17 protein-coding genes are annotated in these 19451 nt (G+C 52.4%); 5 read left to right on the top strand and 12 right to left on the bottom strand.

Features of this window, described 5'->3' with window-relative positions; translation table 11 throughout:
* The first annotated feature begins 4 nt into the window (after nucleotides 1-4).
* Complete coding sequence (locus NYE26_RS06170; RefSeq protein ID WP_076076464.1) at nucleotides 5-703, top strand: SDR family NAD(P)-dependent oxidoreductase; 699 nt, start codon at nucleotides 5-7, stop codon at nucleotides 701-703.
* 24 nt (nucleotides 704-727) lie between these two features.
* Here NYE26_RS06170 and NYE26_RS06175 read toward each other — a convergent pair whose 3' ends face one another.
* Nucleotides 728-1939, bottom strand: coding sequence for a sugar efflux transporter (locus NYE26_RS06175; RefSeq protein ID WP_339254659.1), 1212 nt, complete (start codon nucleotides 1937-1939; stop codon nucleotides 728-730).
* 255 nt (nucleotides 1940-2194) lie between these two features.
* On the opposite strand from NYE26_RS06175, the gene NYE26_RS06180 reads away from it, so the two are divergent.
* Nucleotides 2195-5032: a glycoside hydrolase family 3 C-terminal domain-containing protein gene (locus NYE26_RS06180; protein ID WP_339254661.1), complete on the top strand. Its 2838-nt coding sequence runs from the start codon at nucleotides 2195-2197 to the stop codon at nucleotides 5030-5032.
* A gap of 77 nt (nucleotides 5033-5109) precedes the next feature.
* On the opposite strand, the gene NYE26_RS06185 is transcribed toward NYE26_RS06180, so the two are convergent.
* Nucleotides 5110-5499 (bottom strand): hypothetical protein, encoded by a 390-nt coding sequence (locus NYE26_RS06185; protein ID WP_339254663.1) that lies wholly within the window; start codon nucleotides 5497-5499, stop codon nucleotides 5110-5112.
* Between the two features lie 27 nt (nucleotides 5500-5526).
* Nucleotides 5527-6438 (bottom strand): AraC family transcriptional regulator, encoded by a 912-nt coding sequence (locus NYE26_RS06190; protein WP_339254665.1) that lies wholly within the window; start codon nucleotides 6436-6438, stop codon nucleotides 5527-5529.
* Nucleotides 6439-6620: 182 nt separating this feature from the next.
* On the opposite strand from NYE26_RS06190, the gene NYE26_RS06195 reads away from it, so the two are divergent.
* Both NYE26_RS06195 and NYE26_RS06200 read left to right on the top strand, forming a co-directional pair.
* Nucleotides 6621-9755, top strand: coding sequence for an alpha-mannosidase (locus NYE26_RS06195; RefSeq protein ID WP_339254667.1), 3135 nt, complete (start codon nucleotides 6621-6623; stop codon nucleotides 9753-9755).
* 16 nt (nucleotides 9756-9771) lie between these two features.
* Entirely contained in the window at nucleotides 9772-10911 is a 1140-nt protein-coding gene (locus NYE26_RS06200) for a glycoside hydrolase family 88 protein (protein ID WP_339254669.1), read from the top strand.
* A gap of 482 nt (nucleotides 10912-11393) precedes the next feature.
* Here the strand turns inward: NYE26_RS06200 and NYE26_RS06205 are convergent, their stop codons facing one another.
* From NYE26_RS06205 to NYE26_RS06245, 9 genes are all read right to left on the bottom strand, one after another.
* A complete protein-coding gene (locus NYE26_RS06205; RefSeq protein WP_339254671.1) occupies nucleotides 11394-11768 on the bottom strand; it encodes a hypothetical protein in 375 nt (124 codons plus the stop codon).
* Nucleotides 11749-12678, bottom strand: a complete 930-nt coding sequence (locus NYE26_RS06210; RefSeq protein WP_339254673.1) for a phosphotransferase — start codon at nucleotides 12676-12678, stop codon at nucleotides 11749-11751. Before NYE26_RS06210 ends, NYE26_RS06205 begins: the two co-directional genes overlap by 20 nt.
* Before the next feature lie 75 nt (nucleotides 12679-12753).
* On the bottom strand, nucleotides 12754-13206 hold the full coding sequence (locus NYE26_RS06215; RefSeq protein WP_339254675.1) for a GNAT family N-acetyltransferase: 453 nt from the start codon (nucleotides 13204-13206) through the stop codon (nucleotides 12754-12756).
* Nucleotides 13207-13297: 91 nt separating this feature from the next.
* Nucleotides 13298-13753 carry a DinB family protein gene (locus tag NYE26_RS06220; RefSeq protein WP_339254677.1) on the bottom strand — a complete coding sequence of 152 codons (456 nt, stop codon included), beginning with the start codon at nucleotides 13751-13753 and terminating at the stop codon, nucleotides 13298-13300.
* Between the two features lie 59 nt (nucleotides 13754-13812).
* Entirely contained in the window at nucleotides 13813-14391 is a 579-nt protein-coding gene (locus NYE26_RS06225; RefSeq protein ID WP_209875179.1) for a hypothetical protein, read from the bottom strand.
* Nucleotides 14392-14395: 4 nt separating this feature from the next.
* The gene (locus NYE26_RS06230) at nucleotides 14396-14920 is read right to left on the bottom strand and encodes a GrpB family protein (protein WP_339254680.1); all 525 of its coding nucleotides are present in this window, start codon (nucleotides 14918-14920) and stop codon (nucleotides 14396-14398) included.
* Between the two features lie 658 nt (nucleotides 14921-15578).
* Nucleotides 15579-16010, bottom strand: coding sequence for a GNAT family N-acetyltransferase (locus tag NYE26_RS06235; protein ID WP_339254682.1), 432 nt, complete (start codon nucleotides 16008-16010; stop codon nucleotides 15579-15581).
* 125 nt (nucleotides 16011-16135) lie between these two features.
* Complete coding sequence (locus NYE26_RS06240; RefSeq protein ID WP_339254684.1) at nucleotides 16136-17065, bottom strand: alpha/beta fold hydrolase; 930 nt, start codon at nucleotides 17063-17065, stop codon at nucleotides 16136-16138.
* Nucleotides 17066-17184: 119 nt separating this feature from the next.
* Nucleotides 17185-18171 (bottom strand): alpha/beta hydrolase, encoded by a 987-nt coding sequence (locus tag NYE26_RS06245; protein ID WP_339254686.1) that lies wholly within the window; start codon nucleotides 18169-18171, stop codon nucleotides 17185-17187.
* Between the two features lie 207 nt (nucleotides 18172-18378).
* On the opposite strand from NYE26_RS06245, the gene iolG reads away from it, so the two are divergent.
* Nucleotides 18379-19428, top strand: coding sequence for an inositol 2-dehydrogenase (gene iolG / locus NYE26_RS06250; RefSeq protein ID WP_339254688.1), 1050 nt, complete (start codon nucleotides 18379-18381; stop codon nucleotides 19426-19428).
* The last annotated feature ends 23 nt before the right edge of the window (nucleotides 19429-19451 follow it).

Genomic DNA, 19451 nt, shown 5'->3' on the forward strand with positions numbered 1-19451 from the left:
TACAATGAATATTCTGATTACAGGGGCGGGACGCGGACTGGGCCTTGAGCTGGCGGCGGCTGCGCTGGAGCGTGGACATGCTGTTATTGCCGGGGTACGGGATCTGACGCGCGGGCAGGCAGCCTTAGCTGATCTGGCGGCAGTACACGGGGATAAGCTGACTCTAGTAACGCTTGATGTGACGGACGAGGCCGGAATAGCAGCACTTGCCGCCAGCCTGACAGAGCAGGCCCGGACACTCGGCGTCATCATCAATAATGCCGCAGTGCTGAATGCCACGGACACCCCGCTTGAAGAGCTGGATATGGAAGAGATGCAGCATGCCATGGACATCAATCTGTACGGGCCGATGCGGGTGGTCAAGCACCTTCTACCTCTGCTGACAGGGCCGGATGCTTCAATCATTAATATCTCATCAGAGGCAGGCAGTATCACCAATGCTTACCCGGGCAGCTATCCGTATACGATCTCCAAGACCGCGCTCAATATGTTCACGCAGAAGCTCCATGTCACGCTGAAGGACCGCGGCATCCATGTGCTCAGCGTCCATCCCGGCTGGATGCCTACGGATATGGGCGGAGCTAAGGCACCGCTTCACCCGCGCACCAGTGCCGAAGGGATTCTGGACCTGATCGGGCAGAGAGCCGAGCCGTCCGGCCATTTCAGATTCGTGGATTACACAGGTAAGGATATGGATATCTAGCTGCCATGCCCGGCACTTCACCTGTCAAGAGGCGAGTGGAGTTGTAATGTTCTCGTCCGGAGAGCGGCGGGGCCAGAGCAGCAATCCCAGTGAGCAGACTACCAGCACTACGCAGAGCAGGTAGGAATGGCGGTATCCTAACCACTGGGCTGCGGCTCCTCCCGCCAGGCTTCCGGCCAGTCTGCCGATGGTTGTAGCATTGGTGTACAGCGTGGAGGCATAGCCGGGAAGGTCCGGCAGCAGATCCTGAATATAGCTGATGCCAATTGCAGAGATCACAGCGACAAAAAAAGCCAGCAGTACCTGTCCGGCGATGAGCTGCCACAGCTCACCTACTCCGATCACCAGCGCATAATAGATTCCCCCCATTGCCATTCCCCAGCCCAGCAGCGCCTTGCTTGTGTATTTGGCTGACAGCAGCCCCAGCACCAGCATGAACGGAATTTCCATTAACGCACAGATACTGGCCACCGAAGCTACATTCTGTGTAGTGCCTCCCAGCGTATTGACAATGAACAAGGAGATATTCAGATTATTGGCCCAGTGTCCGGTATAGAGCAGGGTCAGGATGAGAAAAGGAACCAGTACCCTGGCATTCCTTTGCACCCCGGCGGGCTGCCGGACACGCTGTTGAGGCTGCTGCTTAGCGGCTGAAGGCCGTACGAAGCTGAACACCAGAAGAGCATTGAGCAGGAAGATCAGAGTGGTCGACGAGAAGATCCCCTGAAATCCGAAGCGGCTCAGGAGGGCGGCTCCTACCAGCGGACCGCTGATGAAGCCAAGGGAGAACATCGAGCGCAGGGCCGAGTTAGCCAAGGCATGATCAGGAGAGCTGCTGGCGCTCACAGCTTCTCTGGCACTGGCGAATAATTGCGGCATCGCCGGGGCGCCGGCTGCGGTGAATATTGTCATATAGGCCAGCAGCGGGTAGAAGTCATGGATGAATATGTATCCGGCAAAAGCCACCGCGTTGAACATCATACAGATCACCATCAGCCTGCGGCGGTTCAGCCCGGCGTCGGAGCGTTTGGCAATGAACATGCTTAAGGCTACTCCGCTAAGCAGCGTCACCGCTGTAAATATTCCGAAGGTTCCGGCGGATACGCCGAGTTCTTCTGTGAAGTAGACCGCCAGGAATGGAGCGCTGATCGAGATGGCCATTCCCTGGAACAGCATGCAGAGCAGGAATATAGGATAGGTTGGAATGAGGAGCAGAGCATAGGTTCTTTTGAGCATAGAGTGTGTGAACTTCCTTTCAGCATTGTTTAGTCTTAACTTCGATTTATCTATAGTATAACGTCAATAGTATGTGATGTATCTGATTAACGTCTTTACAGTACGGAATCCCTAATAATGAACTGATTTTTGGGCCAATTGTTCAGGTGTTATTGTCAGGAAGGATCTTTTAAGATGGAGGAGGATAGGACAGCCGGGCTGTGCGGAGGAAAGAGGACGCTGGTTTGGCTGGAGATGAAACCGTTATCATGAAGAATGAAGGAGAGATTACATTTGGACGCTGCTGCATATCCTTTTAGACAAACGGAATTGCCATTAGATGAACGTGTTCAGGATCTGCTCTCCCGGCTGACGCTTGCGGAGAAAGTCAGTCTGATGCCGCAATATCAGGCTGCCATTGAACGGCTGAGTGTAGGCGGTTACAAGCATGGAACGGAGGGAGCGCACGGGATTTCATGGCTGGGCAAAGCCACCTCCTACCCGCAGCCAAGCGGCCTCGCCTGTACCTGGAATCCGGCGCTGCTGCAGAGAATCGGCTCGGCGATCGGGGATGAGGCCAGAGCCTTTTACCGCAAGAATCCCACTATTAACGGCTTGACTCTCTGGGCACCGACTGTGGATATGGAACGGGACCCGCGCTGGGGGAGAACAGAGGAAGCCTACGGGGAAGACCCTGAGCTGACAGGCCGGCTGAGTACAGCGCTCGTCCAGGGAATTCAGGGGGATCATCCGGTGTATCTGAAAGCGGTAGCGACCCTGAAGCATTTCCTCGGGAACAATAATGAGATCGACCGGGGCGTGGCTTCGTCCAGCATTGACCCGCGCAATATGCGCGAATATTATCTGGAAGCGTTCAAGCCTGCCTTCAAGGAAGGCGGCGCACAATCCATGATGACCGCCTACAATTCGGTGAACGGCGTGCCGGTTATCCTCCATCCGGCGGTGATGGAGATTGTGAAGGGCGAATGGGAGATGGACGGCTTCATTGTCAGCGATGCCGGAGATCTGTTCGGGATTGTGAAGGACCATAAATATTATGAGTCCTTCGCCCAGTCCATGGCGGAATCCATCAAGAATGGTATTGACAGTGTGACCGAAGAGACAGAGGAGACCATTAAGGTTATTCACGAGGCGATCCGTGAAGGGCTGCTGACCGAGGCGGATCTGGACCGCGCGCTGGCGAACACCTTCCGCGTCCGCTTCCGGCTCGGTGAGTTCGATCCGGAGGAAGGTAATCCGTATACGAAGATAGACGACTCGGCCATTCTCAGCAAAGCGCATGGCGAGCTGTCACTCGAAGCTGCGAAGGAATCCATAGTGCTGCTGAAGAACGATAATGCCCTTCCGCTGAATGCAGCCACGTTGTCCAAGGTCGCTGTGATCGGCACGCTGGGGGACGAAGCGTTCAGAGACTGGTATTCCGGTACGCTGCCATATGCGGTGACCCCTTTGCAGGGAATCATCAAGAAGCTGGCAGGTAAGCAGGTCACCTTCGAGAGCGGAGATGACCGGATCATTCTGACCTCCGCTGCCAGCGGACAAGCAGTGGGCATCACGGGCGAGGACGGACGGCTCGCAGTGCTGCATGATCAGCCGGAGCGGGGAGAGATGTTCCGCCATACGGCGTGGGGCTGGACCGCTCATACCCTTGAATCTGCCAGCAGGGGACAATATGTTACCCTGACAGATGCCGGCACACTGACCGCTTCCGCTGATGAAATCTATGGCTGGTATGTGAAGGAATCGCTGAATCTGGTCCCGGAGGGGGAAGGCACCGTCAGCTTGCGGACCTGGAACAATCAGCCGCTCGTTATCAGTGCTGAGGACGGAACTATTCGCGCTGCTGAAGAACAAACGTCTGCCGAAGCAGCCCAATTCCATAAGAAAGTTGTCGTGAACGGCGTAGAAGCAGCGGCGGAAGCGGCCCGGGCCGCTGAGGTTGCCGTTGTATTCGTCGGTAACCATCCGCTCTTGAACGGCAAGGAGGAGATTGACCGGCCGGATATCGTACTGCCCGCAGAGCAGGAGAATCTGGTCAAGGCTGTCTATGCCGCCAACCCGAACACCGTCGTGGTGATCGTCGGCAGCTATCCGATTTCCTCCACCTGGATCGACGAGCATATTCCGGCCGTGCTGTACACCTCGCACAGCGGACAGGAGCTGGGCCATGCAGTCGCAGATGTCCTGTTCGGCGATTACAGCCCGTCCGGCAAGCTGAATATGACCTGGTACCGAAGCGTCAGCCAGCTGCCTGAATTCATGGACTACGATATTATCAAAGGCAAGAGAACCTATATGTACTTTGACGGTGAGCCGCTCTATCCGTTCGGTCACGGTCTGAGCTATGCGCAGGTGAATTATAACAAGCTATCACTGGCAGCGGAGGAAGTACAGCAGGATGGTATTATCAGTCTGAACGTAGAGCTTGAGAACAGCGGGAGTGTAGACGGTGACGAGGTAGTTCAGCTGTATGTCCAGTGCTTGTCTACCCGGATCAGGCGTCCGCTTAAGCAATTGAAGAGGTTTGACAAAACCCGGCTGGCTGCCGGACAGAAGCAGACGGTCACCTTCACCTTACCGGCCGCTGAACTTTCCTTCTGGGACGTCAGCCGCGAACAGTACTGTGTGGAGGATGGGGAATACATGCTGATGGCAGGCCGTTCCTCGGGAGATATCCGGCTGTCAGCCACAATCAGGTTGCATGGCGAGACCGTTCCGCCGCGTGATCTGTATACGCCGGTTAAGGCTGAGAATTACGATGATTACGAAGCGGTTTTCCTTGATGAATGCAAGGCTGGCGGCGCTGCGGTGCATCCGGTGAAGGAAGGGGCATGGATCGCCTTCCATAATGTCCGGTTTGCAGAGGGGGCGGCAGGCGTCGAGATACTGGTATCCTCCGCCTTGGGAGGCGTAGTTGAAGTGCGGACCGGCAGCCCGTCCGGCAAGCTGGCGGCTACACTTGCGGTTTCGTCCGGCGGCGTCCAGCAGTGGCACAACCAGTCCGCTATAGCGGATGTGGATGCCGGAACCACAGATGTGTATCTTGTCATGCAGGGTGAGGTTCTGCTCAGCCGCGTTCAGTTTATGGTGTAGCAAGAAGCTAACAGAGCAGCGTTTCTCCTGTAACGGGAGAAGCGCTGCTTTGCTGTGTATCCGGTCCCCGGATAAGTCTAGCTTAATTCATCCGTCACATCTGACCAGGCGGAATAAGCAGGCAGCTTCTGCAAGCCCCAATAATCCAGCAGCATCCGGATCACGCTATCTCTGTCCGTCATCTCCCTGGAGAAATGCCTGAAGGACCCGTCGGGATAGCCAAGGCGTAATTCAACAACGATACTGCGGGGAGTATGGCGGACAGGGGCGGCCTGCATATACAGACTTCCCTCTACCGGCATACTGGGATCAATGACGATGAAATCATCCGGATCTTCGGCGAAGCCGTTAACGATATCGGTGATAAGGGAGGCTTCAATCGCGTAGTTTGCATAGGTTTCATATTGGGTGCTGATTGTATACGTGACACCGCCGCTGTTATCTTTGCTGGAGTTTAGCGTTTCCATGTTCCATTTTCCTCCTCGATATTTAATTCAATACGAACTCAAAGACGAAGCCCCGCCAGACGCCCCCTGCGCCTTGCGGAACGCGGACGGAGACATGCCGCTCTGCTTATTGAAGATACGGTTGAACTGTGAGAAGCTGTTGAAGCCGCATTGTCCGGCGATGTCGGAGATCTTGTGCCGGGTATGGAGCAGGAGCTGCTGGGCTTTGCGGACGCGGGTCATCTGGATGTACTCGGTCAAGGTGAAGCCGGTGACGGTTCTGAACTGGTGCGATAAATAATAAGGGCTGATATAGAATTCCTTGGAGATGGAGTCCAGGGACAACTCACTGCCATAATGGCTGTGAATGTGGGCGGTGATTGAATAGATTTTTTGCATCATGGCATTGCCGATCTCTTCCAGCACGTACGCATTCTTGTCATTCTGCTGGGACAGACTGCACAGAAACTGCTGGAACAGACTGTGAATCAGCACAGGGTTCAGCGGTGAAGCGCTGCGGGAACAGTTAAAAATAGCATTGAGCGGCTCGAACACGGCACTGCGCGGGCCTCCGGTGAACCGGTAGATCGGAACCTCCTCGGAGAATGGCTGCAGCATTGCATTGTAAGCGGTCTCAAATCCGGGTATATTCCTGGGCAGGTTGAAGTTGATAATCAGCCGCTTATGCGGCGGGCCTGCGGGATACTGGGTCATATGCAGCCGGTACGGAGCAAGCAGAACAATGTCATATTGCTGCAGGGCATGTACATTACCTTCAATAATATGAGTAGCGCTGGAATCCAGCAGAATATGAATCTCATAAAAGTCATGATCGTGCTGAAACTCCATATTGATGTCGTGAGAGCGCTGATCGTAGTCGAAATAGTAAAAGAGCGGATCAGCCGGAGTATTGATACGTATGCTATATCCTTGGTCATATAACAGGTCGCTGTCAAGCATAGCCTCTCTCCTCACCGTTGCCGTTTACTATAGAAGTCCAAGCCGTTTCCACCTGTATATTATAGGCTCAAAAAAGCAAAATATGCAATGAATCGGTCGGAATACAGCAAGAGTTGGGTAGTTTTTGGAGTGAAAGGTTTGCTATAGTGACCATATGAAAGCGGATACAGGGAGTGATAGAGATGTTATTCACAGAAGAAAAGCTGATCAAACGCCAGGCCGAAGTGGAAAAGTATAGATATCTTAAGGTTCAGGAGCTTACTGAGTTCGCGTTCGCTGAAGATGAGGAAGGGGCTAACGGTGTGTACCCGGAGTCGGTGGCCTTTGATGGCATCATCAGGCTTCAGGAGCATTGGCGCGGGCGGGACCGTTACATCTGGCTGCGCACAGAGATCGTGCTGCCGCCTAGTCAGGCAGGCTTCAAAATTGCCGGCAGATTTGATTTTGGCAAAACAGGGGACTTCAATAACTCCGGCTTCGAATCGCTGCTGTTCGTGAACGGGTCGCCTTATCAGGGCGTAGATAACAACCATAGAGAGGTAATCTTCGGTGATGAATGGGGCGGACAGACGGTAGAGCTGGCCTTCCGGCTGTGGTCGGGACTTGAGGGCGGCGGAGTGCCCAGAATTCAGGAGCACCGGCTCAGCGAAGCATTCATCGGCTATCTGGACGAGAGCATTGATGATCTGTTCTATATGTCGAAGGCAGCGCTCGACACCTTCCGTTACCTGGGCAGAGACCAGCCGGAGAAGCAGTGGCTGCTTAGAGCGCTGAACGAAGCCTTCCGTCTGATCGACTGGTCGGAGCCGGGCTCGCCAGAGCATACTGCTTCGCTGTATCAGGCAGGCGCCAGTCTGAATCAGGCGATAGAGGCGATGCCGCAGACTTTTGACGTAACGCTTACGGCTGTGGGTCATACCCATATTGATGTTGCCTGGCTGTGGAGGCTGAAGCATACCCGTGAAAAGACAGCCCGTTCCTTCTCCACCGTACTGCGGCTGATGGAGGAGTTCCCTGAGTACCAGTTCCTTCAGACACAGCCTCAACTGTACGCTTATCTGGAGCAGGATTATCCGGAGCTGTTCGGGCGGATCACCGAGAAGGTGAAGGAAGGGCGCTGGGAAGCGGAAGGGGCGATGTGGCTGGAGTCGGATTGTAATATCCCGTCCGGCGAGTCGCTGGTCCGCCAGATTATGCTGGGCAAACGCTATCTCCGTGAACAATTCGGCGTAGAGAGTAAGTACCTGTGGCTGCCGGACGTCTTTGGATACAGCTGGGCGTTGCCGCAGATTCTGCGCAAATCGGGCATCGACACGTTCATGACGACCAAAATCAGCTGGAATCAGTTCAACCGGATGCCGCATGACACCTTCTGGTGGCGGGGGATGGACGGCTCAGAGGTGCTGACGCATTTCATCACGACCTCCGAGAAGGATGGAGCTGAATACACATATAACGGACGGATGACGGCAGGGCTGCTGCGCGGAATCTGGAATTCCTATCAGGATAAGAAGATCAACGATCACCTGATGTTTGCATACGGCTGGGGTGACGGAGGCGGCGGGCCGACGCGGGAGATGCTGGAGCTTCGCCGGCGCTTCGACAAGCTTCCGGGCATTCCGAAGATTGAGATGGGCAGTGCCGGGGAGTATTTCACCGGACTGCATGAACGGATCGGGAAGACGGAGGCGTTCGTACACACCTGGAACGGTGAGCTGTATTTCGAATGCCACCGGGGCACGTATACCTCACAAGCCCGCAACAAGAAATATAACCGCCGCCTGGAGCTACTGCTGCGCGATGCCGAGTGGCTGCATACGCTGATGGGTGTAAGACAGGGGAATCTTGAAACCGCTTATCCTGCGGCTGAACTGACCGGGATCTGGGAGATTCTGCTGCGCAACCAGTTCCATGACATCATTCCCGGTTCGTCGATCGCTGAGGTCTATGAGGACAGTGATGCTGAATATGCAGAAGGAGAAGCCCGCTCACTAGCTCTGATTAACGGTGTAGTCCAGGAAAAGGATGACAGCAGGCTCACGCTGATGAACAGCTCGAACTGGAACCGTCCGCGTTATGCACTGCTTGCTGTAGGTGCCGCAGATTCTGCACAGGTTCATGACGCTGACGGGAACCGGCTGTGGCAGCAGCGGACGGCAGACGGACAAGTGCTGGTCTATGTTCCGTCTGTGCCTGCACTGGGCACGGCGGTGCTGAAGGTAGTACACGGACAAGCAGCTGAGGCCTCCGGGAAGTCACAGGTTCAGCCGCTTGCAGCCGTATCCGGCAACACGCTGAGCACACCGCTTGTGGAAGTGGTGTGGAATGAGCAGGGGCACTTCACTTCAATAATCGACCGGAAGAGCGGCCGTGAGCTGCTGGCGCCAGGACAGCGCGGGAATGTACTTCAGGTGTTCGAGGATAAGCCGCTGGATTTTGAAGCGTGGGATATCGATATTTTCTACCAGGAAAAGATGACAGAGATCACTCAGCTGACCGGATGTGAGCTGACCGAGAACGGCCCGCTTCGGGCAGTGCTGCGTATGACCTGGACTTATCACCGCACAGCGGTTACCCAGGATATCATCTTCTACCGGGATACCGCGCGGATTGACTTCCGCACAGAGATGGACTGGCACGGGCATAACCAGCTGCTGAAGGTGGCTTTCCCGGTGGATATTCATGCGCTGGAGGCTACGTATGACATTCAGTTCGGTAACGTGAAGCGTCCTACACACTGGAATACGAGCTGGGATTACGCCCGCTTCGAAACGGTGGGCCATCAGTGGGCGGATATCAGCGAGAAGGGCTATGGGATAGCGCTGCTCAACGACTGCAAATACGGCTATGACATCAAGGACAGCGTGCTAAGGTTGACGCTGCTGAAATCGGCGGTTCATCCCGATCCGCAGCAGGATCAGGGGCATCATGAATTTACGTATGCCCTGTACCCGCATACCGGTGATTTCGTCGAAGGCAGGGTGGTCCAGGAGGCGTGGGAGCTGAATAATCCGCTTCGCAGTGTGGCAGGTGAGCTGGAAGGGCCCCCGCTGCTCTATATTGATGGCGCACATGTGACAGTGGATGCTATCAAACGTTCGGAGGACGGCAAGGATGTGGTGCTGCGGCTGCATGAGTACGCCGGTTCCCGGACACAGATTACTGTAGATAGCGCCTATTCTATGGCTTCCTGGCAGGAATGCAATCTGATGGAGGAGCCGCTGGGAGACTGGCAGGAAGCAGAGGAGCTGAGCTTCCAGGTGAAGCCGTATGAGATCAGGACGTTCAGAATCAAGCTGCGCGGGGCGCAGAGCTGAGAGGAGAGAGGCTAGGATGGGAGCAGGAGAGAAGCAAGCGGTGCCGGTTAGCTGTGTGAGCAAGGAAGAGGTTATGCAGAAGCTGGACCTGGTCACGAATAAGCTGCTGAAGCTGGGCCGGCCGGATAATGAAGCGGAATTGCAGAACCTGGGGGAAGACGCGGGACGCCGGGGGTATTTTGCCAGGGACTTCGGGATGGAAGAGTGGGATTGGCCGCAGGGAGTGGGGCTGTATGGCCTGCAAAAGCTTGACCGGCATTTCGGGGACGGCCGTTATGCGGAATATACCAAGCCGTGGATGGCCCGGCAGCTTACGAAGGGACTACCCAGCCGGAATATTAATACGACTGCCCCGCTGCTCTCGCTGATGGAACTGGAAGAGGCCGGAGAGCTGAGTCTCGAATGGATAGAATGGTTAATGCACGGCCTGCCCCGGACGCTGGAGCAAGGCTATCAGCATGTGACTACGGGGACTCAGAAGCATGAGGTCTCGCTCCATGAGAACGAGATCTGGATTGATACGCTGTTCATGGCGATTCTGTTCACTGCCAAAATGGGTGTGAAGTACGACAACCCGCAGTGGCGCGAGACCTCGCTGCATCAGCTGCTGCTGCATATTAAATATCTGTATGACAAAAAAACCGGCTTCTTCTTCCATGGCTGGCATTTTGCAGAGCGCCATAACTTCAGTGAAGCCTTCTGGTGCCGCGGCAACGGCTGGTTCGCTCTCGGCCTGCCGGAATATCTGGAGCTGATGCGGCCCTATCTGGCAGACGGAGTCTTCAGCTATCTCCAGCAGACGCTACAGGCCCAGGCCGAAGCCTTGCTCGCTTGTCAGAGCGGGGACGGACTATGGCATACCCTGCTGGATGACCCCGGCAGCTATACCGAGACTTCGGGTTCGGCTGCGATTGCCGCTGGTATTCTGAACAGTGTGCGCCGGGGGCTGCTCCCGGAGGCCTATAGCGAACCGGCTCTGCGGGCAATCCGCGCCATCCTGGACAGAATTGACGGCGAAGGCACAGTGCTCGGCGTGTCCGGCGGTACTCCCATCGGCGCAGCCAAGGAGGACTACAAAGGGATCATCATTGCCCCGATGGCCTACGGCCAGGCGATGGCGCTGGTCGCGCTGGGTGAAGCGCTGCATTATTGCTGAGGCGGAAACTCTGCTTAGTCGAGAAGAGTCGGAACAGGAAGTGGGCAGGTGACAGAAGCCAGCGGATCAGACAAGCGGCGGCCAAGGACGAATCGTCCTCGGCTGCCGCTTTTTTTGCATAGGAAGCTATCGTTTCCTCCTGCAGTGGATAAGGTGTGTGGAAATTTGTGGATAAGAGTTCTTAGAGTGATTCGTAGAGTAACTGTGTTGCTGAAGGTATGCGAAAAACCGAATGCAATCGGCTGGTACAGCAGCGCCGCATAGCCCGAATGTATGTGGAAAACAGCATACGTTGTGCTCACATACCGCCGCATGGCCCGAATGTATGTGGAAAACAGCATACATTGTGCTCACATGCAGGCGTATGTCCTGAATGTATGCGAAAAACAGCATACATTGTGTTCGCAAGCAGGCATATGGCCCGAATGTATGCGAAAAACAGCATACATTGTGCAGGCACGGAGAAAATAGGTATGATTGCGTCAAGTATCCAAACCGTGGTCCTCATCAATACACCAATGGAATTCGTCAACAATGGCCATCGCCAGAGCGGTTATGGCATGTTCGAGCTGCTTATCCATCATCACCGGCAGAATGACCTCGACCAGATTCACCTCTTCAATCCCTTCCAGGGTGTAGTAAGCATAACTGCCATCCGAATTTGCGGAGATTCCCTTTACCCCGATATGTGCTCCATGGAGCGCCTTGGAGAAAGATAGAGGACCGATTTTTTCAAACCTCATCGTACTAATAAAAAACCGCTCCAGCACCTCCGTTCTTACAGTCTTGGCGTAGCCCGCAGAATGAATACTGATATAGTCATACACTTCACTCACCTCACGTATGCATATACTCAATCTTGCTTCTGTACAGATTCAGAATCCGCACCTGCTCCTCGCTGAGCTCCTCGAAGTTCCAATACATATGCATCAGGTTGTACTCAAACAGCTCCTTCAGTCTCAGGAACAGCGGCAGCTGTCTGGACATCTCGGCGGAGAGGGGATGCTCTTCCTTATATCCGTCCGTGATTGCTTTGGTAATCGCGCGTTTATAATCTATGAGGTTTTGCCCGCCCGTGAACGAGAATTCTAGTGCAGAATAGATGGGCACCGCCAGATCATAGACGTAATAATGCCGCTCGCAATCCTGCCAGTCAATCATCGTCAGCGCAGAGTCACTGTCCACAAGCGTATTGTTCAGCCACAGGTCGCCGTGAATGATGCCGTAGTTCGCCTCATCTTTGGGCAGTCTTCGGACCTGCTTGAGCACATCCTTCGCAATGTCCCGTATGGCCCGCTCTTCTGCAGGAATGTATTTGAGAAAATCATATTCATCGTTATCATACCAATGTGGAATCGGCTGTGCCGCTTCAGAGTGCTGGTATTCTTTGCTCACCTGATGCATTCTGCCTATCTGTTGTCCAAGGGTTCTGAATATGGTTTTGTCCCATTTGGCCCGGGGCAGGTGGATTCCGGCTGCCGCCTGGAACAAGACTACGGACTTCTCTTCTTCATTCAGCAGCAGGGTGCTGACAAGCGAATCCTGTATTGTAGGTACAACCTCAGGCACCCGTACGCCCCGATTGAACAGATAAGTAGTCCAGTTCACTTCAGCTAATTGTTCTTCATAGGTCTTATAATTCGTGATTCGGGCGAAGAATGTCCCCTTATCCGAGTGACAACGGTACATTTCGTTGGTGACCGCCTCCACACTGGAGAGTTGAACCGGATAGGTGGTATTAAGGAATTGCAATATCTGTGTTTCCATAAGATGCGCTAACCTCCCGCAGTAATTTCTGCACGGCATTAACATTGGTGAAGCTGTTCCGCAGCCCTGATTGACTTAGAGATCCTTTGACAGGCGTATCATATCTATAACCTGCATCCCGTTCTCATAGATTTCTTCACTATAATGTCTGATGAAAAAGTCCCTGTCGATCCCGGTGATCCGGAAGCCGCATTTCTGATACAACGCAAGCTGGCCGATACTAGAGTTGCCTGTGCCGATCTCCAGCGTTTTGAATCTGAGCCGCTTAGCCTCCTGAATCGCGTGATTCACCAGTTGCTTCCCGATTCCCTGCCCCTGGAACTCCTCATTCACTGCAATATTGACCAGCTCGGCAGTCTCCGGTCTTGTAGGCAGTAACACATAGACTCCGACCACTTGTTGATCCGCCTCAGCAACGAAGCATTGCCCTCTTGCCACATAGTCTTCAACCAGCTTCGGGGAAGGGTCCGCCAATAAAAGCAATTCGGTTGGGGGCGGTTCACCCGTATGTAATGCTCTGATCTCCATTTTTGGTATTCGCTCCTTGTTCATTAACAAGTCAGATGTAACCAGTCCACGATATGAAAGCTACCCGTTGCATTACATTCGTGAAGCCCTGTTAGAGTCGCGCGAAGGTGATGTAATCAACGGGGAAAGGCTCTGCCGATTCCATCCGAAGGGCCCGGTTGATCTGTCCCCGGTGATATTGCCCATGTAACAGCACCTGCAGCAGGATGTCCCCGATGGAGGTCTGGAACGAACGTCCATTCTGGCTGTTGTAGCTGATCATCTGATCCAGCGCAGATTCTTCCAGCTTGCCGGTATAGCTGCGGTATTCCTTAGCGTTAGCTTCGAACATTCGCCGAATCTCCGGCAGGTTTTCTGCTTCCTCCCATAACCAATATTGTACGTTGCCCTTTCCCTGCAAGCGCGACAGCCAGACCTGCTCCGCCACCGCCACATGCCGCACCAGCTTCAGAAGCTCCGCGTCCTTCGTGTGACTCGCTTCAAGTGCATCCAAAATTCGTCCGTCCGCCCAGTACAGGTGGTCCATCATGCGCAGGATTGTCTTCATTGGAGTTCCTCCTTAGAGTTTTTTAGCTTATTTCCACTCATTCAGCCTATACAGAAAAGCTATTTAGGTAAGCTCCATGAATGAATTAGGGTCCCGTTCTTTTCCAATTGGCTGTACCGTATGGCATTCCTGTTCTTGAGTTCATCAAACAACTGATAATAGTCCCGTTCCAAGGCTTCCCAATCGCTATAATGTCCATTCCCCGCCGATTCTCCGCTTGGACAGCTGACATTGGTCTCATTGTACAGGATGCCATGGGAAGTTTGCCATTCAGGCAGGATGTCCTTCCATTCTCCATATACATGCCCCCGCCACTGCTCCCCTAAAGCCGACCGTAACAGATTCTTATTCACAGGATCAACTCCCCTGAACATCTCCAGTCCGGCAGGACCAAGATCCATGAAGAGGTTCCCGCAATTGGAGCACTGGTAAGCGGATTTGAACAGTCTAGTGATTAAGGATCTAATCCTCATAGCAGCTTCTTCCTTATCCCGCGGCGTCGGACCCGATTTCTCAATAGCATCGTCAATCTCATCCATAAGATCATCCTGATCCTGGTCCGCAAGGAAGTATCCTTTATAGGGCAAATAATCCGTATTGTCGTGGATTCGGTGTCCGCATTCACATCTGAAATTCATCGGCTCACCTCGCATCAGAACGCAGGCTTGCGTACCAGGAAAGCGCCCGTTGTTCCATAGTAATCACAAATGATTTTTTGGCCCGGCCGTACTGGTTGGTATCCTCGAAGCGATCCGCTAATTCTTGTTTGAACTGACTGTATCTTGCCGCTTCCGACGGATGGGCTCTTAAATAATCTCTGAACACGAGATGCCGTTCAATCTGAGGGTTGTCTGCCTGATAACAATGAATATGATGCGTCCTTGCCTCTCCGCCTTTGCGGAATAGCCTTCTGCCGGGAATCCCCCAATCTCCAGCTACATCATATCCGAGCAGTGTCATCTTATCGTTGTACGGGTCGATTTTGCCTATGTCTTTTACAATACACATCATATCAATGACGGGTTTAGCTTTTAAACCGGGCACTGAGGTGCTGCCAAAATGCTCAAAACGTACGATTTCATCCGCAAATATTGTAGTTAAAAACGAAGCTTCCTCTTGGTAACGGTTAACCCAGTCCAGATTATAATCGCTTAGTCTAACTTTCATGAAAACCCTCCTACGATACAGTTACTACAGGATCACCCTCTGAATTGATTGGAACAACGGTTTCGCTAGGCTGTAATGCTACATTTCGAGACACAGCACCCTTATGAAAAACGGCTTCCACGAATGCGGCTGCAGCTTCTGCGGTAACGGCATGAATTGGAGCTGAATGGTTATCACCATAATGAAGCGGGATGTCAGAAAAAGACATATGCTGAGCACTTTTTATCCGATAGAAATGCGCACTCTTCAAGGATGTAAAGGCATGGCGTTGACCTGTTAATAATTCTAATTACTCCCGCGTTATCCTACTCATCGAGTATAGTGGCTAGAGTGACCGCCAGGATTATTGGAATTAACATTGCAATTGTGCTGATTATTATAGCGATTAAGGATTTCTTTCTATCAGCCTTCATTTGTTGCAAACTCAAAGCTATACTAATGATTCCAAAGACAACACCAATCAGCGACGAGATGAACATGCCTCCAGTTAAGGCAATGAAACTAAGAATAAGTGCTATATTCCTTTTAGCTTTCATAAGTAATCTATCCTTCTCTTAGATGCTTCCGGAAACACCTTTAATTTCCAATCTGCTTTTCCCAATTGAATAGACGTATGCTTGCCTAGGGGGGGGCGGTAGTCTAAGCGCTGGCTAACGAATTAACTGTTTTGAGAGAGTTCTTTTTTCAAATAATAATGAGTATGGCTGCCGGCATTATGTATCGTTCCGAAAACTTCAAACCCTTGCTTTAAGTAAAAATCCAATGCCTGAAAGCTTAGGGTATCTAATTTGATAAAATCACATTTTTTTTCTTTAGCCATTTTTTCGGCTTCGAGCAGCAGTTTCTTTCCATATCCGAATTTCCTGTAGTCCTCGTCAACGTATAGATACTGTACCTCTAACCAGTTCCAGCATATTTCACCAGTTAGTCCGCCGTATACATTTCCATCGCTATCCTTCAAAAGAAGGTTGACGGCTTGATATCTGCCCTTCAATTCGTCAGGGAAATGCTTGAGATTGAATTCAATCATTTTGTTTGTAACATAAGATGTATCGTTTGTGCCGGGCACCTTCACTATTTGTAATTGCATTTGGAACACTCCTTCTAGCAAGAGTTATGATAGCTTAAGTGTATCATTGAGTACCCGTTATTTAGCTGTAAAGAACATTTAAAATTAAGCAATACTGTCCCTGCAACTACGTTTATCAATTCATGCTAAGTTCCTACAGGTTCACCCTCTGCGTTGATGGGAACGACGGTTTCTCCAGGCTGTAAAGCGAAATTTCGGCCCGACTCACCCTTACAAAAGATCGCCTCCATGAATGCGGTTGCAGCTTCTGCGGTAACGGCATGAACGGGAACTGCGTGTTGATCACCGTAATGAAGCGGAATATCCGAAAACGACATGTGCTGAGCCCCTTTTACCCGATAGAAATGGGCATTGTTCAGAGAGTTGAAGGCATAGCGCTGCCCATCGATGTAATCGTATGCAATGGTCTCATTCATAGATGCTGCCATCTCCCGGTACGCCGAAGCTTCTTGCCGCAGCAGCAGAACTGGAACAGAAGAGGGTACCTCTTCGCGGCGAATGAGGTGAAAACTGGGATCGAGCAGGACAGCCGCCTTGATCCGGTGATCCTGCTTGGCGGCCTCCAGGGAGGCGGCACCTCCGAGCGAATGTCCCATGACAGCAACCTTATCCAGGTCGAACAGCCCGGCGAGCTCAGCATCATCGGAGCAGTTAAGCGTCTCAAGAACGTCCATAACTGCGTTTATGTATTGAACCCGGTTGAGGAGCAGACGGGACCAACTGGTGTAGTCACTGCTTGCCAGCTCCGCCATTTCTGGTGCCTGCTTGAGATAACTGCCATCTGGAAATACGGTGAACACGGACTCATGCGGAGCGCTGATCGTAACTACCACGTAGTTTTTGGAGACTAGCTTGGAGATCAATCCAAGATACATATCGCGTTCTACACCGAAACCAGGGGAGAAGAGGACGACGGGATACCCTTCTTTTCTGGGAGCTAATGCTCCGTTGGTTGTTACACTGGCAATATTCAGCTTGTCCAGATCAACGCCCATCTCTGTCAAAAGCTTAGCCGCCTCCGCCTGACAAGGGGCATACAGATCTATACCCTTCACCGGTTCTCCCCCGATGGCTGGATGAAAAATACTAATAACCAGTCTGGAACTTCCTTCCACAACCCTTGTGAATCTCCCAATCATGCTAGCTCACCTTTCTTAATGGATATATATTCCTACTAAATAGACGCCTGCTTGTCTGTTTGGTTGCGGTGATTATCTCTTAATAGACTCAGTACCGAATCTACGACAGCTTGCGGTTTATACAGTTGAATAGAATGCCAGCTGTCCTCTATCACGATCTGCCGGGTTTTTGCGGTTAACTGGAGGAGCTTCTTCTGTGCTTGCTGCCAATCCTCATTCTGCCTTCCGGCAGATAATACGATGATTGGTAATTCCGGAACTAAAGGCTCTGACTCTATTAATTGGAGGGCACTTTCTATAGTGCAGAGAGATTCCAGATATGCCGCTTTATACGCATTATTTCGATATCCGAGTGTATTCACTGTATGTTGAACTGGTGGAGGCAGCCGTTTGGCACCAATAGGTTGTTTTAATAGACGGGGCAACCCAATAGGGGATAAAAGATAACCCATTCTTAGCCGTCTCAGGTGCCGCAGCCGTTCTTCATATCTGATTTGATTAAAAGTGGATTCTATGAATCTTTGCTCATGTGTGGAGTCCACAAGAATAATCCCGGAGACCTCTTCAGGATACTTAGAAGCAAACAGCCGCATGATCATTCCGCCATAGGAGTGCCCTACAAGAATGTATGGGGGTTCTAATTCAAGCTGCGTCAATAATTCCCGCAAATCACGAACATAGCCTTCGCAAGTCGGCTGACTGATAGGTGTAGTGCTCCAACCGAAACCGGCCCGGTCATAGGAGAGGACCTTGGTATGCTTGGCTAATGCGGGCTGAACCAATGACCAATCCAGAGCACAACCGCCCATTCCTGCTTCTAATAGAATCGTCGGAAGATTACTTGTGTTGCTGCCGGTAACCATCGCATGGAGATGATGTGAGCCAACGGAAATCTTTTCTCCTGGAGCTTTATATTTATACAGAAGGTATCTGGAAAGAGCCGCTTGAATCCATGTGAATGGAAGTCCGATCAGAGAAATAATGACACGAAGCAGGCTTTCGGTAAAATTAATTTTGCTCATAAGTCACCTCATTTGCTGTTCTAGCTTAGATAATATAGGAATTCATGGGGTGTTAAAGAGAAATCTTACTGTATCTATTTCCTATTTTATTTCGGCCTACGCTTATCTGATCTTTTTGAGAAAAGATTTGCTTGAAGCTTTCCCGGGCATGAAGTATACTGTTCTCGGGAAGGTTAAGCGCTTACCCTTCGAGGAGGATAAGCGAACATGGTTAAACCGATTGTAGTTGGCATTATCGGCGCGGGAAGAATCGGCCGCCTCCACGCAGACAATCTGCGTGCGCTGCCGTCGTTCAAGCTGAAGTCCATAGCTGAAGCTATGATGAGTGAGGAATTACTGGCCTGGGCAGAGAGCAGGGGGCTTGGCTCTGTTTTTGCTGCGGGTGAAGATATACTGAATGATCCTGAGATTGAAGCGGTGTTCATCTGCACGCCGACTGATTCGCATGCGTCCTGGATTGAGCGGGCTGCGCACGCGGGCAAACATATCTTCTGCGAGAAGCCGATCAGCCTCTCCTCGGAAGAGACCCAGCGGGCCTTGCAGGCGGCAGAGGACGCTGGTGTGCTGCTGCAAGTGGGCTTCAACCGCCGGATGGACCCCAGCTTCCGTAAGCTGAAGCGGCTGGTTCAGTCCGGAGAGCTGGGGAATCCTCATATTGTGAAGATTACCTCGCGTGACCCGCAGCCTCCCGGTGAAGCTTATGTACGTTCCTCCGGTGGGATGTTCATGGATATGACGATTCATGATTTCGATATGGCCCGTTATCTGGTAGGCAGTGAAGTGGCTGAGGTCTACACCCGGGGGGCGAACCTGATTGATCCGATGTTCGGCCGTTGCGGGGATGTGGACACCGCCGTCATTACATTGACGTTCGTGAACGGGGCCATCTGCGTGATCGACAACAGCCGGCAGGCCGTATACGGCTATGATCAACGGGTCGAGGTCTTCGGAACGCTGGGTTCGGCGACCGCCGACAACTGCCGCCCGACAACAGTGGAGGTATCCACCGCGACTTCGGTTACCCGCGATCAGCCGGAGCATTTCTTCCTGGAGCGCTATAACCAGGCATTCACGGAGGAGATTGCTGCGTTCGCCCGTTCCGTGCGGCTACAGGAGCCGGTGATCTGCAGCGGCCGTGACGGCGAAGCCGCACAGCTCATTGCTGAAGCAGCCAGAGAATCGTATCTGAGCGGACTTCCCGTCAAGCTGTCTGTAACTGCTGCGGAAGCAGGATTTTCTGAACTGCAGGCCTTGTAAGCGGATACAGATTCTGAAGACAG

It is taken from the genome of Paenibacillus sp. FSL P2-0136 (genome assembly GCF_037975325.1).
Lineage (GTDB): Bacteria > Bacillota > Bacilli > Paenibacillales > Paenibacillaceae > Paenibacillus_AQ > Paenibacillus_AQ silagei.

Excerpts from the sequence above, each read along its gene's own strand:
- NYE26_RS06215 (WP_339254675.1), bottom strand. The coding sequence starts at position 13,206 with ATGGAGATCAGAGCATTACATACGGGTGAACCGCCCCCAACCGAATTG.
- NYE26_RS06170 (WP_076076464.1), top strand. The coding sequence starts at position 5 with ATGAATATTCTGATTACAGGGGCGGGACGCGGACTGGGCCTTGAGCTG.
- NYE26_RS06235 (WP_339254682.1), bottom strand. The coding sequence starts at position 16,010 with ATGCAATTACAAATAGTGAAGGTGCCCGGCACAAACGATACATCTTAT.
- NYE26_RS06175 (WP_339254659.1), bottom strand. The coding sequence starts at position 1,939 with ATGCTCAAAAGAACCTATGCTCTGCTCCTCATTCCAACCTATCCTATA.
- iolG (WP_339254688.1), top strand. The coding sequence starts at position 18,379 with ATGGTTAAACCGATTGTAGTTGGCATTATCGGCGCGGGAAGAATCGGC.
- NYE26_RS06220 (WP_339254677.1), bottom strand. The coding sequence starts at position 13,753 with ATGAAGACAATCCTGCGCATGATGGACCACCTGTACTGGGCGGACGGA.
- NYE26_RS06245 (WP_339254686.1), bottom strand. The coding sequence starts at position 18,171 with ATGAGCAAAATTAATTTTACCGAAAGCCTGCTTCGTGTCATTATTTCT.
- NYE26_RS06185 (WP_339254663.1), bottom strand. The coding sequence starts at position 5,499 with ATGGAAACGCTAAACTCCAGCAAAGATAACAGCGGCGGTGTCACGTAT.
- NYE26_RS06200 (WP_339254669.1), top strand. The coding sequence starts at position 9,772 with ATGGGAGCAGGAGAGAAGCAAGCGGTGCCGGTTAGCTGTGTGAGCAAG.
- NYE26_RS06180 (WP_339254661.1), top strand. The coding sequence starts at position 2,195 with ATGAAGGAGAGATTACATTTGGACGCTGCTGCATATCCTTTTAGACAA.
- NYE26_RS06195 (WP_339254667.1), top strand. The coding sequence starts at position 6,621 with ATGTTATTCACAGAAGAAAAGCTGATCAAACGCCAGGCCGAAGTGGAA.
- NYE26_RS06230 (WP_339254680.1), bottom strand. The coding sequence starts at position 14,920 with ATGAAAGTTAGACTAAGCGATTATAATCTGGACTGGGTTAACCGTTAC.
- NYE26_RS06210 (WP_339254673.1), bottom strand. The coding sequence starts at position 12,678 with ATGGAAACACAGATATTGCAATTCCTTAATACCACCTATCCGGTTCAA.
- NYE26_RS06225 (WP_209875179.1), bottom strand. The coding sequence starts at position 14,391 with ATGAATTTCAGATGTGAATGCGGACACCGAATCCACGACAATACGGAT.
- NYE26_RS06190 (WP_339254665.1), bottom strand. The coding sequence starts at position 6,438 with ATGCTTGACAGCGACCTGTTATATGACCAAGGATATAGCATACGTATC.